General features: G+C 47.5%; 11 protein-coding genes. 5 read left to right on the forward strand and 6 right to left on the reverse strand.

Going from position 1 to position 13,983, the window contains the following annotated elements; all coding sequences use genetic code 11:
* Together HYN48_RS03365 and HYN48_RS03370 are read left to right on the forward strand one after the other, a co-directional pair.
* On the forward strand, positions 1–1,875 hold the full coding sequence (locus tag HYN48_RS03365; protein ID WP_108369788.1) for an Nramp family divalent metal transporter: 1,875 nt from the start codon (positions 1–3) through the stop codon (positions 1,873–1,875).
* A 30-nt stretch (positions 1,876–1,905) separates the two neighbouring features.
* Complete coding sequence (locus tag HYN48_RS03370) at positions 1,906–2,559, forward strand: metal-dependent transcriptional regulator (RefSeq protein ID WP_108369789.1); 654 nt, start codon at positions 1,906–1,908, stop codon at positions 2,557–2,559.
* Positions 2,560–2,707: 148 nt separating this feature from the next.
* Here HYN48_RS03370 and feoB read toward each other — a convergent pair whose 3' ends face one another.
* The 3 genes from feoB to HYN48_RS03390 all read right to left on the reverse strand — a co-directional run bounded on the left by feoB (position 2,708) and on the right by HYN48_RS03390 (position 5,804).
* Positions 2,708–4,816, reverse strand: coding sequence for a ferrous iron transport protein B (gene feoB, locus HYN48_RS03380; protein ID WP_108369791.1), 2,109 nt, complete (start codon positions 4,814–4,816; stop codon positions 2,708–2,710).
* 2 nt (positions 4,817–4,818) lie between these two features.
* A complete protein-coding gene (locus HYN48_RS03385) occupies positions 4,819–5,058 on the reverse strand; it encodes a FeoA family protein (protein WP_108369792.1) in 240 nt (79 codons plus the stop codon).
* A 77-nt stretch (positions 5,059–5,135) separates the two neighbouring features.
* Positions 5,136–5,804, reverse strand: a complete 669-nt coding sequence (locus HYN48_RS03390; RefSeq protein ID WP_108369793.1) for an SCO family protein — start codon at positions 5,802–5,804, stop codon at positions 5,136–5,138.
* Between the two features lie 117 nt (positions 5,805–5,921).
* Here HYN48_RS03390 and HYN48_RS03395 point away from each other — a divergent pair, with 117 nt between their 5' ends.
* Entirely contained in the window at positions 5,922–7,967 is a 2,046-nt protein-coding gene (locus HYN48_RS03395; RefSeq protein WP_108369794.1) for a M13 family metallopeptidase, read from the forward strand.
* Between the two features lie 29 nt (positions 7,968–7,996).
* On the opposite strand, the gene HYN48_RS03400 is transcribed toward HYN48_RS03395, so the two are convergent.
* From HYN48_RS03400 to arsC, 3 genes are all read right to left on the reverse strand, one after another.
* Positions 7,997–8,869 (reverse strand): cation diffusion facilitator family transporter, encoded by an 873-nt coding sequence (locus tag HYN48_RS03400; RefSeq protein WP_108369795.1) that lies wholly within the window; start codon positions 8,867–8,869, stop codon positions 7,997–7,999.
* Between the two features lie 72 nt (positions 8,870–8,941).
* Complete coding sequence (locus HYN48_RS03405; RefSeq protein ID WP_108369796.1) at positions 8,942–11,473, reverse strand: TonB-dependent receptor; 2,532 nt, start codon at positions 11,471–11,473, stop codon at positions 8,942–8,944.
* Between the two features lie 85 nt (positions 11,474–11,558).
* Positions 11,559–11,903 carry an arsenate reductase (glutaredoxin) gene (gene arsC, locus HYN48_RS03410; RefSeq protein ID WP_108369797.1) on the reverse strand — a complete coding sequence of 115 codons (345 nt, stop codon included), beginning with the start codon at positions 11,901–11,903 and terminating at the stop codon, positions 11,559–11,561.
* A gap of 84 nt (positions 11,904–11,987) precedes the next feature.
* Here arsC and HYN48_RS03415 point away from each other — a divergent pair, with 84 nt between their 5' ends.
* Together HYN48_RS03415 and HYN48_RS03420 are read left to right on the forward strand one after the other, a co-directional pair.
* Positions 11,988–12,902 (forward strand): CPBP family intramembrane glutamic endopeptidase, encoded by a 915-nt coding sequence (locus tag HYN48_RS03415; RefSeq protein WP_108373325.1) that lies wholly within the window; start codon positions 11,988–11,990, stop codon positions 12,900–12,902.
* On the forward strand, positions 12,899–13,942 hold the full coding sequence (locus HYN48_RS03420) for an AMP-binding protein (RefSeq protein ID WP_108369798.1): 1,044 nt from the start codon (positions 12,899–12,901) through the stop codon (positions 13,940–13,942). The genes HYN48_RS03415 and HYN48_RS03420 overlap by 4 nt, the downstream gene beginning before the upstream one ends.
* Positions 13,943–13,983 lie beyond the last annotated feature (41 nt).

The raw sequence follows: 13,983 nt of genomic DNA on the forward strand, positions 1-13,983 counted from the left end.
ATGAAAGGCAAATCTTTAGAAGAGGTCAACCAGTCCATTTCTACACAAAATAAGACCTCCGTATTCCGGAAAGTCCTGGCATTTTTCGGACCGGCATACCTGATCAGCGTCGGGTATATGGATCCGGGGAATTGGGCTACGGACATCGCGGGCGGAAGCCAGTTCGGTTATGCGCTCCTTTGGGTATTGCTGATGAGCAACATCATGGCCCTGCTGTTGCAAAGCCTCAGTGCCCGGTTAGGGATTGTAACGCAGCTTGATCTGGCGCAGGCCTCGAGAGAAACCTACTCGCCCTTTGTCAACTACATTTTATATTTCCTGGCCGAGATTGCTATTGCGGCCTGCGATTTAGCCGAAGTACTCGGAATGGCTATCGGGATTAACCTGCTGTTCGACATCGACCTGGTCCCCGCGGTGATGATTACGGTGCTGGATACCTTTTTATTATTGTTCCTGATCAATAAGGGCATGCGCAAAATGGAGGCTTTTATTATCGCACTGGTCGCTATTATCGGGGTGTCGTTTGTTTTCGAGATGATTTTTGCGCAGCCCGAACTACCCAAGGTTTTCGCGGGACTGATTCCATCGATACCAAATGAAACGGCTTTATACATCGCGATCGGGATTATCGGGGCTACAGTGATGCCCCACAACCTCTACCTGCATTCTTCATTGGTGCAAACGCGGAAATTCGACCGCAGCAAGGCCGGGATCTTACAGGCTCTCAAGTACAATTTTATCGATTCGGCGATTGCGCTCAATCTGGCATTTTTCGTGAATGCGGCCATTTTGATTCTCGCAGCGGCGACATTCTATAAAAACGGGAAGTTCGATGTCGCCGAAATCCAGGATGCACACCAATTCCTGCAGCCCTATCTTGGGACGCAATGGGCTCCGGTACTGTTTGCGGTCGCTTTGATTGCAGCCGGCCAAAGTTCGACGGTCACCGGCACGCTCGCCGGCCAGATTATTATGGAAGGTTACCTCAATTTGCGCATACAACCGTGGGTGCGCCGCATCCTGACACGGCTCATTGCTATTGTACCGGCTGTGATCGTGATTTCTGTTTTCGGGGAAAGCGTTACCGGAAAAATGTTGATTTTCAGTCAGGTGATTCTGAGCCTGCAACTGGGCTTTGCGATCATCCCATTAATCCATTTTGTGAGCGACAAACGCAAGATGAAAGGTTTTGAAATCGGGATCCCAACCCGGATTGCCGCCTGGATTATCGCCATCATCATTGTGTCGCTGAACGCAAAACTCGTTTTCGACGAATTGAATGGCTGGCTGGAAACTTCTGAAAACCCGTTGGTACTTTGGCTTACTGCCGTTCCGTTGGCAATCGGGTTCCTGATCCTGCTGTTGTATATTGTTTTTACGCCATTTTTCAGGAAACATTCCCATGCGATTGACAACCATTCGCCACACAATCTCCAACTGAAGTTTTCGAAGTCTCCTGCATTTGGCAAGAAAAACATTGCGATTTCGGTCGATTTTTCTTCGGCGGACGAATTTGCCATCAACAATGCCTTTGAGATGGGCGGGATTGAAGCCCAGTACACACTGATTCACGTTGTGGAAACAGTTGGGGCAATGTATTACGGTGGCAATATTGAGGACCATGAAACCAGTATCGATGAGAAGCTGCTAGCCGAGTACCGGGAAATGCTTACGCTGAAAGGCTACCGTGTGCAAACCCGCCTCGGCTTCGGAAAACCCGCCAAGGTCATTCCTGAAATTGTCAGTTCAATGCCGTTTGATGTACTCGTGATGGGCGCACACGGGCACACCGGTTTTAAGGACCTGCTGTTCGGTACCACCGTAAATAAGGTCCGGCATAAAGTCAGCATTCCGCTTTTTATTGTAAAAAAATAAACCTTTACTACTTTTGCCAAAACTGACCTTATGACTTTTTCGGAAGAAAATTACCTGAAGACGATTTACCACCTCACCATCCTCACTGACAGTGGGGTCAGCACGAACGCTATAGCCGATAAAATGGAAACGAAAGCTTCTTCAGTCACTGATATGCTGAAGAAACTGGCCGAAAAGGATTTGGTCCACTATAAAAAATATCAGGGGGTATCGTTGACCGACAACGGTCGGCTTGCGGCCAAAATGATTGTGCGAAAACACCGCCTTTGGGAAGTATTTCTTGTGGAAAAGCTCGATTTTGCCTGGGATGAAGTGCATGATATCGCCGAACAGCTCGAACACATCAAGTCTGAAAAGCTCATCAACAAGCTCGACGATTTTCTTGGCAACCCGACCGAAGATCCGCATGGTGACCCGATTCCGGATGCCAATGGCCGTATCATTAAGATTGAAAAGCAGTTGCTGTCTGAACTCAACGAGAACCAATCCGGTGTCTGCGTTGGCGTGAAAGACACCTCATCCGAGTTCCTTCAATACCTTGACAAGCTGGGAATTGCATTAGGAGCAGAAATTAAGGTGCTCGTTAAAGAGAGTTTTGACCAATCGCTCCGGATTGCCATAGGAACTAAAGAAAATGCAATCTCAAGTAAGATTGCGTCTAATCTCTTTGTGCAGCGGAGTTAATGGCATCCGCAACCATCTGAGCCACAGTTTTTAGCAGGTTTTCTTTTCTTCAGAAGAAACTTGCGCACTAAAAATGCGATGGCCAGTGCCAATGTCGTGAACGCCAATATATCCTGAATATCATCCATTGCTTTGCTTTCTACTCTATTTATTTCAGGGCCTGGAAGGCAACAAACGCGACAATGTATGCGAGCGAACTCATAAATACCAATTGCGCCATCGGCCATTTCCAGGTATTGGTTTCTTTTTTCGTGATGGCCAGCGTACTGGCACATTGCATCGCAAATGCATAAAACAGCAGCAATGAAATCCCGGAAGCGAAATTGAAGATTTTATTTCCGGTTTGCTGATCGGTTTCCGCCTGCATCTTGTCTCTGATAGTGTCTTCGTTGTCTGCGTCGCCCACACTGTAAATGGTTGCCAGCGTGCCCACGAAGACTTCCCTGGCTGCAAACGAACTCAAAATTGCAATACCTATTTTCCAGTCGTAACCCAGCGGCCTGATGACGGGCTCAATGGTTTTCCCCATGATCCCGATATAGGAATTTTCGAGTTTGTAAGACGCGATCCGTTCATCGACATACGCCTTATCGAAATGCCCCTTCTCCTGCTTGATCTCATCCAGGACGATGTTTTCGGCATTCCTGAAATTTTTCCCCGGACCGAATGAAGCCAGGAACCAAAGCACAATTGATATGGCAAGGATAATTTTCCCGGCACCCAGCACAAATGCTCGTGTTTTTTCAACCACATTCAAGGCGACATTTTTAAACAGCGGCAATTTGTAGTTTGGCATTTCCACTACAAAGAAGGTTTTGCCTTTTATCCTGAGCACTTTATTCAGAATATAGGCTGACAATACCGCAGTCGCAAACCCCAGTAAGTACAACGCCATCAGCGTAAGCCCCTGGGTGTTGAAAATCCCTAAAACCCTGTTCTTCGGGATAATAAGCGAAATGATGATCGAATATACCGGCAACCTCGCCGAGCAGGTCGTAAATGGTGTGACTAAGATGGTGATCAGCCGTTCTTTCCAGTTTTCAATATTGCGCGTAGCCATGATGGCCGGAATGGCGCATGCCGTCCCTGAAATTAACGGCACGACGCTTTTGCCGCTGAGTCCGAACCGGCGCATGATCTTATCCATCAGGAAGACCACGCGACTCATGTATCCGGTTTCCTCAAGTATCGAGATGAAAAGGAACAGGAAGGCAATCTGGGGGATAAAGATGACAATACCGCCGATTCCGGGAATGATTCCCTGCGAAATCAGGTCGGTGAAAATGCCTTTTGGAAGTGTTTCCGCCGCAAACGCGCTGAGCCAGGTAAAACTATTGTCAATCCAATCCATCGGGTAACTGGACCAATCAAAGATAGATTGGAAGATGAGCAGCAGTATGAACGAGAAAATCACATAACCCCAGACTTTATGCGTGAGGACACGGTCGAGGCGGCTCCTGAAATCGCGCGCTTTCCCGGTGTCAACGGTACGACCTTCTTTGAGTACATCGTTGATAAACTGGTAACGTTTGATGGTTTCTTTCTGCTGCAGCCGTTTTAGCTCAGCATTGGGTTTTGCGAAATTATGCGTATCGATGAAATTCTTGTTCAGGTTCGAGAAATTAACGTCCTGCGTGATGACGAGCCAAAGCTTGTATAGCGATTGCTTCGGGAAGGCTTTTCTCAGGCCGTTGAAGTAATCAGTGTCGATATTTGAGGCGTTCAGGCACGGTTCGACCGACAATGAGTTGTAATCGACAATCAGCTTCTTCAACGCTTCGATGCCGGTTTTTTTCCGCGCACTCACCAGCGCAATCTTTGTTTTGAGATGGCTCTCGAGGTACGGGATATCCAGCGAAATGCCTTTGAGTTCCATACGATCGGCCATATTGATGACCAGGATCGTAGGGATTTCGAGGTCTTTTATTTGGGTAAAAAGCAGCAGGTTCCGTTTGAGGTTTTCCACATCGGTGACCAAAACCGCAACATCCGGATAGTCCCTGTCGTTCTTATTAAGCAGCAATTCAATCACGACGTTTTCGTCAATTGAACTGGCATTGAGGCTGTACGTACCCGGTAAATCAAGGATGACCCCTTTAAATCCTAATGGTAAATTACAAAAACCCTGTTTGCGTTCCACCGTGATTCCGGGATAATTCCCCACCTGCTGGTTCAGTCCCGTGAGTTGGTTGAATACCGAAGTCTTTCCCGTGTTCGGGTTCCCGATAAGCGCAACTTTAATGCTATGGTCCGGCATTCTCAGGAAGGATTTTTAATGATTTCAACCTCGATTGCGGAAGCCGTTTCCAGCCGGATGGCAAGATGGCTGTCGTTGATGTTAAGGAACAACGGGTCGCCGAACGGGGCAATCTGGAGCAATTCCACGGTGTTTCCCGGCAAACAGCCCATTTCGATCAACTTCAACGGGACGGTGTTGATGTCAAAATCAGTGATGATGGCTTTTTCGCCTATTTCGAGCTGGGCAATGGTGGTCTGCAAATCTTATTTAGATTGAATAAGGCAAAAGTATTAAAAATTAATGAGATCGGGCAGGAATCGAGGCTGCAATTTTCGAATTATTCTTCGGCAGATAAGATCGCGATATCTTTAATAAGCCGCTGAATTTCTTCGGTTTTGGTGCCGTCATAAAATCCGCGGATGCGCCTCTGGGTATCGACAAGGATAAAGTTCTCGGTGTGCACCATATCGTACAGCTCCGACGCATTCGCCGTTTTAACCGCCAGGTAAGATTTCCGGGCGAGATAATAAATGTCTTTTTTGTTTCCTGTAACCAGGTTCCACTTGCTGTCGATGACACCTTTTTCCACCGCATATTTTTTAAGCACGGGCACGCTGTCCTGATCCGGAAAAACCGAGTGCGACAGCAGCATGACTTTGGGGTTGTTTTTGACAGCCTTTTGCACTTCGACCATATTGTCTGTCATAATGGGGCAAATGGTCCGGCAGGTCGTAAAGAAAAAATCGGCGACATAAATCTTACCTTCATAGTCTTTTTGCGTAATGGTTTTGCCATTCTGGTTCACAAAAGAGAAATCGGCAATCGTGTGGTTTTTACTGATATATTGTATCGAGGTGTCCACCATTTCAGGATTGACATCGGACGGATTGAATACCGGCAATTGCGGTTTCGGCTTCAATATCCGGTAAGCCACAGACAGGAAAACTACTGTGAGCAAGCCCATTGCGATAATGAAAATCCGGTATTTCTTAAAGAAGCCAGCCATGGAGATAAATTTGGTACAAAAGTACAAAAGCGCAAGTATCCGGCGTCGCATTAACTTTTAAATTAACGCCTTTTAAAACTATAATCGGTATTTTTGTTGCACACAAATTACATACTGATGAAAATAGATATTAAAAACGCGATTCTGGTTCCGGCGATTTTGCTTTCAATGGCCGAAGCCACCGCACAAAAAGAACCCGGCGTCAATACATCCTACATGGATAAGGGCGTGCGGCCGAACGATAATTTTTTCCGTTTCGTCAACGGCGCGTGGCTGGATAAAACTGAAATTCCCGCCGACAAAACCAATTGGGGCAGTTTTAACGAGTTACGCCAGAACACCGATAAAGATGCTCTGGCCATACTTAAGGAAGCAGCGGCTGATCCTAAATACAAATCGGCTACCGACCAGGGTAAGGCAATCAACGTGTATAAATCGGTGATGGACACGGTCGGACGAAACAAGCAGGGCATCGATCCGCTCAAGGCGACACTGGCAAAAATCGATGCAGTACGCACTATCAAGGACCTCCAAAAATTGCTCACTGAAGCGCAGCCTTATGGCGGGCTTGGCTTTTTCCGCATTGGCATTGACGCTGATGAGAAGAACAGCAACCGCAATATCGTATACCTGGCGCCCGGCAGTGTTGGCTTGCCGGACCGTGACTATTATGTTTCGGACGACAAGGATTCAAAGGAAAAACGGGAACTTTATACAGCCCATGTAAGCCGAATGCTGCAGTACCTCGGCGAAAAGCCACAACAGGCTAAGTCTGAGGCGCAGCAAATCCTGGCCATTGAGACGGCGATGTCGCTACCCCGCTTTGACCGGGTGCAGCGCAGGGACAGCCGTTTGTCATACAACCCGATGTCGGTTGCCGGATTGCAGCAATTGATGCCATCGGTGAACTGGAAGCAGTTTTTCGATGAAACGGGATTGCAGAAAACCGATTCGCTGATTGTTACGCAGCCAAATTATTTTGCGGCACTCGAAAAAATACTCAAAGAGCAAAAAACCGATACCTGGAAAGCATACCTCAAATGGACCCTGCTTAACGGCGCCGCCGGCAGGTTGTCTACAGATATTGAAAATGCAAACTGGGAATTCTATGGCAAAACGCTTACCGGCGCGCTGAAGCAACGCCCGCGGGAGGAACGCGCATTGCAGGCAGTGAACGGCTCGGTCGGAGAAGCATTGGGCAAATTGTATGTAGCGAAAAAATTCCCTGCCGAGGCCAAAGCCAAAGCGGAAACCATGATCAGGAATATCATGCGTGCGTATGAAATGCGGATCAATAACCTCACGTGGATGGGTGCCGAAACCAAAAAGAAAGCCATTGAGAAACTCAACAAACTCACGGTCAAAATCGGTTATCCGGACCAATGGAAGGACTATTCGTCACTCACCATCGTGGCGCCTGCCGACGGTGGAAGTTATTACTCCAACAGCCTAAACCTCGCTAAATGGCACTATGAGGAAGACCTGAAAAAACTCGGCAAACCCGTTGACAAGTCAGAGTGGGGCATGTCACCGCAAACGGTTAACGCTTATTACAATCCGTCATACAATGAAATCGTATTCCCTGCGGCCATCCTGCAGCCGCCGTTCTACAATTACCAGGCTGATGAGGCCGTGAATTATGGAGGCATAGGCGGTGTCATAGGGCATGAAATCTCGCACGGCTTTGACGATTCTGGAGCGCGTTACAATGCAGACGGCAATCTGGTGGACTGGTGGACAGCCGATGATTTGAAGCAGTTCGGTGAACTCACCGGCGCACTGGCTGCACAGTACAGTGCGTTGGAACCATTGCCGGGAACCTTTGTCGACGGGAAATTCACGTTGGGCGAGAACATCGGGGATCTGGGCGGTATCAATGCGGCTTACGACGGTTTGAAGTTATACCTGAAGGAAAACGGTAACCCCGGACTGATTGACGGTTTCACACCCGAGCAGCGCTTTTTCATTTCCTGGGCCACCATCTGGCGTGCTAAAATGCGCGATGAAGCGATAAAGAACCAGGTAAAAACCGACCCGCATTCGCCGGCCATGTACCGCGCCTATGTGCCTTTGCAGAATGTGGATGCATTCTATGAAGCCTTTGGCATCAAGCAGGGAGACGGCATGTTCATCCCCTCGGATAAACGGGTCAGGATCTGGTAAAAAACAAAATCCCCTTCATGGGGATTTTTTTATGGATTGGGCTCGACGTGAATCAGCACATCGGCCACTTCAGGGATTTGATGCTGTATGGCGTCTTTAAGGCGGTGCGCTATCTCGTGCCCTTCGGTAACGGTGATGCTGCCTTTTACGGTCAGGTGCAGGTCGACCAGGTAGGTCATTCCGGTTTTCCGGACAAAACACTTTTCGGTATCAATAACGCCTTCCACAGTGGTGGCAATTTCCCGGATTTCACCAATCACATCGTCGTACAAGTGCTCGTCGAGTATCTCACCCAGGGCCGGCCTGAAAATCATGTAGGCATTGTAGATAATGAAAAACGAGGCCAATAACGCCGCCCAGTCGTCGGCGGTTTCATACCCCGGTCCGAAAATAATCGCGATGGAAATACCAACAAAAGCCATAGCCGACGTGATGGCATCGCTGCGATGGTGCCACGCATCGGCCTTGAGCGAACTGCTGTTGACGTCGTCGCTTTTTTTGGACACAATCCGATAGAAGATTTCCTTGATGATGACGATGGCACCCAGCACAATCAGCGTGAATTTCTCAGGCGTCTTATGGGGTGTCATGATGTTGTGGACGCTCTCATAAGCGATAATGGTCGCGGAAACCAACAGGAAACCGACTACGGCAAACGTCACCAACGCCTCTGCCCTGCCGTGTCCGTACGGATGGTTTTCATCAGCGGGCTTGCTGGAATATCGTATGCCAAAAAGCACCAATACTGAAGAAAATACATCGGTAGCTGATTCTATCGCATCGGCTATCAACGCATAGGAGTTGCCGAAGTAGCCCGCAATGCCTTTGGCAAAAGCCAATGCCATATTCCCGAAGATACTCAGGTAAGCTGTCCGTACCGCTTTTTCCTTGTTGTCGTTCATAATTACCGTAAAAGCGCAAAGATACCCGATTTAGCCCAAACAAACAGGATTGCCGAAACTATCCTTGTTAATCTATCCCTGGAAATCCCCGCCGTCGTCTCCGTTGTCGCGTTTCGGCTGGCGTTCCTTATCGGTTTTCTTTTTATTGAAGCGGTAGGTAAAGGAGAAATTCACCTGCCTCACGCGCCATTGCATTTCGCTGTGGGAATTCAAGAGCGGGAGGTTCGTGTCCATGATCCTTTTCCTGGAGTTGAATACATCCTGCACATTCAGCGCGAGCGTAGCTTTATCCTTGAGGATGTCCTTGCTGAAACCGAGGTTTGCACTGAAGTTGCCAAGACTTCGGCCCTGCGCATTGTTCTGTGGCCCATTGTAGGTCAGGTTTGTCTGCCAATCAATTTTATAAGGCAACGTGACTTTCGAAGTCAGCCTGGTGAACCAGGAGTAGGCGGTATTGTCAAAATCCTGCGAAATGGTGTTGCCCTGAAAATCCACATACGTGTAGTCGCCGTCGGTCTGGTTTCGGAAGAAATTAAAGTTCGAATTGAGCTTCCACCACTTGTAGGGCGAATAGTTCAACGTGAATTCGAACCCGAAGCGGTATTCTGTAGCGAGGTTTATCGGGGTGGACAGGATTACGGGAATGTTGTAATCCTCACCGTCTACGATTGTGATGCTGCCATCGTTGTTCACAATGTCTTTACCTCCGGCAATTACCGGGACAAAATCGCCGCTTTCCTTACGTATGAACTGGAAAGAATCTGTGGTCTTGTTAAGGTACATCGAAGTGCTCAGCGTGAGCTTATCCCAGCGTTTCAGGTAGCCCAGATCCAACGCATCTGTGAAAGCGGCGTTTAGGTCAGGATTGCCTTGGAAAATATTGATGTTGCTCGAATAATTTGAAAACGGATTGATCTGCCTGCCACGCGGGCGTGAAATTCTCCGGCTGTAGCTCAGCGACACGCTGGACTGGTCGGAAACTTCGTAGGTCAGGAAAGCACTCGGAAAAAAATTGTTATACCTCTTGGTGTTAAAATCGGAAGTGGTAAGTTGGTTTATCGTAATGTTGGAATCTTCCCAGCGCAGGCCGAGCAGGATAGAGAATTTCTTGATTTTGGTGCCGAATTGGGTATACAGTGCATTGATTTTTTCGTTGTACTGCAACTCGTTCGTGTAACGCGGGTTGGGGAGGTAACGGTTGATGACGGTGTTTAGCGTATCCACCTCATAATCGGTGAGAAGCTTGTTGAATTCCCCTTTATAACCTGCTTCGAACTGGCTGTTCTTCCCGATGGGCAGCACATAATCGGATTGGATCATGTTCCGGGTTTGCTGTTGGTCGTTGCTGGTTTGTTCGTATTTGATTACATCCGAGTTGTTTTCAATCATGGATTCATCCTGGTCGTCATTGGTCGCAAACGAGGCGTCGATTGTGAATTTATGCCCTTCCTTTTTAAATTTTTTGGTGAAATTGGTCGAATATTCCACATTGCGGCTGTTGCTTCGCTGGTCGTTAAAGCGCGAGGTCACGAAAAGGTTCTCACGATTCGCATCATAATTATTGTACGTTACGTTTTCAGGATTGTTGCCGTTGTTTTTCCTGTAGTTGAAAATATGGGTCCAGGTGGTGGATTTGTCTAGATACAGGTCAATCCCGAAATTGGAATTCACACCTTCGCTGAGGCGTTCGTTGTATCGTTTTTCATCAATGAAATTCCGCGTAGAGCCGTCGCTATTGAGGTATTGAGTGTCTGTGAAGGAATTGCCGGGATTGTTCCGGTAGTTGTATCCGGTCGTGGTAAAGAGATTAAAACCCTCTGATTTAAAATTTACATTGCCAGAAACGCCGTAATTCTCCGGATCACCTGTCGAAAGGATGAGTGTCCCGTTGATGCCGAGATTCTTACCTTTTTTGAGGATGATGTTGAGCAGTCCGCCGCCACCTTCAGAATCATAACGCGCAGAAGGATTTGTAACCACTTCAACTTTGTCAATCGCGTCAGCCGGAATCTGGCGCAGCGCTTCTGTGATATTGATTGCGTTGGAAGGCTTTCCATCGATAAGGATGCGCACATTCTCATTGCCTCGAAGGCTTACGGTGCCATCGGCATCAACCGAAACCGAAGGGATATTGTCGAGCACATCGCTCACCGTACCCCCTTTAACCATCAGGTCATTCCCGACATTGTAGACTTTTTTATCCAGCTTGATTTCGACGGTGGTTTTGTCAACACGGATTTCAACTTCATTAAGCATCGTGGCATCCGGTTCCAGCGAGAGCGTCCCCAGGTTGGTGTTTTCGGTAATGGCTTTCTGCTTGATTTCAAATGGCTTGAAAGAAATAAACTCGATCTTAATGTTGTATGTCCCTACACCAACTTCAAAATCAAATTCCCCCTTTCCATCGGTAATGCCGCCCGTAACTATTTTCGGATTTACGGCATCCTGTAGCGTGATGGTTGCGTATTCCATTGGGATGGTGGTCCCTTTTTCGATAATTTTCCCCGAAACCCTCACTTTTTCACCTCCCTGCTGTTGTTGTGCGGAGTGCACAAAAGGAATTAAAATCGTCAAAATAAGAACCGCAAATCTGGATAATTTCATCAGGCTTAATTTTTATAGCGCTTTACGACCACAAAAGTAAGGCTTGGTTTAGGCGGCTAATCACAATGGTTTGTTAAAAAACCAATCAGCCTATAATATCGAAGACGCGGTCCACCGGCCTGCCTATGATGGCCTTGTCCCCATGAATCACTATCGGGCGTTCTAACAGGATGGGATTTTTAACAATGGCTTTGATAATTTGTGCACTGGTCAACTTCCTGCCTTGGAACTTTTCTTTCCAAAGCGGCTCTTTGGTGCGAATCAGGTCGATCGGCTTGATTCCGAGTTTTTCCACCAAAGTCTTGATTTCAGATTCGTCTGGCGTTTCCTCGAGGTATTTCACGATTTCACAATCGTGGCCCGAGGCATCGAGTACGGCCAGGCATTCCCTGGATTTTGAGCATTTCGGATTGTGGTAAACCTGTATCATTTTATTTGCAAAGTAATCGATTTGAATTGTAAAATTGGACTAATTTAGGGCAATCCTAAATCCGGATCCAAATAAATGTTGCTTATGTTTATAGAACAAGCTTACCGCAATCGGAGAAATTTAATCGCATACCTCCCTTTCCCATTGGTTTTCCTGGGGTTGATGGCTGCAAATTTCATGGTTTCGACCGAAGACACAAACACCATCATCCGGAACGAGATTGCACGCTACGGAAAGAGCATGTTTTTCTTTTCAAATCTGGTTCCGTTTGCAATCCTGATGCTGTTGCTTTTTTTCTGGGTAAAGTACATGCACCGGCAATCGATACTTTCCCTGACGACCTCGCGTCCGGAAATTGACTGGCACAGGATATTTTTTTCTTTCCTGGTTTGGGGTGGATTCAGCACCTTACTGATTTTCATCAGTTACCAGTCGGATCCGGAAAGTTTCCTGTTTAACTTCAACCTCAGGCCATTTCTGGCTTTAGCGCTGATAAGCTTAACGCTGATTCCATTCCAGACAAGCTTTGAAGAGTACTTATTCCGTGGCTACCTGATGCAGGGAATCGGGCTGGTATCCAGGCGAAAATGGGTTCCCCTCGTGGCAACGTCTGTCATATTCGGATTGCTGCACGGTGCAAATCCCGAGGTGGAGAAAATGGGATACATACTTTTGGTGTATTACGTTGGCACAGGTTTCCTGCTGGGCATCATGACACTTATGGATGATGGTATGGAGTTGTCGCTGGGTTTTCATGCTGCAAATAATATCACCGGGGCACTGCTGGTGACTTCTGACTGGACGGTGTTCCAAACGGATTCTGTATTGATTGACAAGTCAGAGCCGTCCGCGGGGCTGGAAGTGATTTTTCCGGTACTGGTCATATTCCCGATACTTTTATTTATCTTTAGTAAGAAGTACCAATGGTCAGGCTGGAAGGAAAAACTTTTCGGGAAAATTGTACTTCCCCCGGTTGAAAATCAAAATCCACCATTATGAGTTCGCCTACTTACCTCAACGTTCACAACCAGTTTAAGCTGAATGGATTTCATCTTGACCGCGATGACCTGTGCCGTGTCGCATACAGTTTTATTAAAGAAGGTGATGACTTTGAGCGTCCCGTCGGCCACTTTTTACTCGATTGGTTTGACCACAACGATTTCATCGAGATGAATACAAGCGGCAGTACCGGAATCCCAAAAGTGATACGGGTGGAAAAACAGGCGATGGTCAATTCGGCGCTCGCTACCGGGGATTTTTTCGAGCTCTCACCCGGGGATAAGGTCCTTAACTGCCTTCCGGTAAAATATGTTGCGGGAAAAATGATGCTGGTACGCGGATTTATCCTGGGCCTTGATATGGATTTTGTCGCACCTACCGCCCGTCCTTTAAAGAACAATGACACCCCGTACGAATTTTCAGCCATGGTGCCGCTGCAGGCGCAAAATTCTATTGGCGAATTGCATCAGGTGAGAAAACTCATAGTAGGCGGTGCAAAAATCAACGCAACGCTCGAAAAAGAATTACAAAACCTTCCGGGCGATGTGTTTGAAACCTATGGCATGACCGAAACTGTGTCGCATATTGCCGCGAAGAAAGTCGGTGAGCGCCCTTTTACCGTACTCCCAAACGTCGCTGTCACAGTAGATGACCGCAGCTGCCTCGTGATTTCGGCGCCTGCCATATCTGCTGATGTTATCGTGACCAATGACCTGGTCGACCTGATCTCCGAAACGCAATTTATATGGAAAGGCAGGATTGACAACGTAATCAACAGCGGCGGTGTCAAACTCAGCCCGGAGCAAATCGAGGAAAAGCTTTACAAGCAACTGGACAGGCGCTTTTTTGTTGCAGGTGTTCCTGACGAGGATTTGGGTGAAAGACTCATCCTGGTTGTTGAAGGGTCGCCGTACGTTTTACCTGAAGGGCTTTTTAATCATCTCGATAAATATGAAAAACCGAGGGAGGTTGTTTTTGTAGCACAGTTCTCTGAAACCGGAAACGGCAAAATCATCCGGAAAGCGACGCTGGGGCTTTGAGCAGCCTTTGAAACCTGAACACTTAACAATCATCACCGAGA

The sequence above is a fragment of the Flavobacterium magnum genome, from assembly GCF_003055625.1.
In the GTDB taxonomy this organism is placed as follows: Bacteria; Bacteroidota; Bacteroidia; order Flavobacteriales; family Flavobacteriaceae; genus Flavobacterium; species Flavobacterium magnum.

Coding starts and splice junctions, on each gene's coding strand:
- HYN48_RS03365 (WP_108369788.1), top strand. CDS start 1: ATGAAAGGCAAATCTTTAGAAGAGGTCAACCAGTCCATTTCTACACAA.
- arsC (WP_108369797.1), bottom strand. CDS start 11,903: ATGATACAGGTTTACCACAATCCGAAATGCTCAAAATCCAGGGAATGC.
- HYN48_RS03395 (WP_108369794.1), top strand. CDS start 5,922: ATGAAAATAGATATTAAAAACGCGATTCTGGTTCCGGCGATTTTGCTT.
- HYN48_RS03400 (WP_108369795.1), bottom strand. CDS start 8,869: ATGAACGACAACAAGGAAAAAGCGGTACGGACAGCTTACCTGAGTATC.
- HYN48_RS03405 (WP_108369796.1), bottom strand. CDS start 11,473: ATGAAATTATCCAGATTTGCGGTTCTTATTTTGACGATTTTAATTCCT.
- HYN48_RS03390 (WP_108369793.1), bottom strand. CDS start 5,804: ATGGCTGGCTTCTTTAAGAAATACCGGATTTTCATTATCGCAATGGGC.
- HYN48_RS03415 (WP_108373325.1), top strand. CDS start 11,988: ATGTTTATAGAACAAGCTTACCGCAATCGGAGAAATTTAATCGCATAC.
- HYN48_RS03370 (WP_108369789.1), top strand. CDS start 1,906: ATGACTTTTTCGGAAGAAAATTACCTGAAGACGATTTACCACCTCACC.
- HYN48_RS03420 (WP_108369798.1), top strand. CDS start 12,899: ATGAGTTCGCCTACTTACCTCAACGTTCACAACCAGTTTAAGCTGAAT.
- feoB (WP_108369791.1), bottom strand. CDS start 4,816: ATGCCGGACCATAGCATTAAAGTTGCGCTTATCGGGAACCCGAACACG.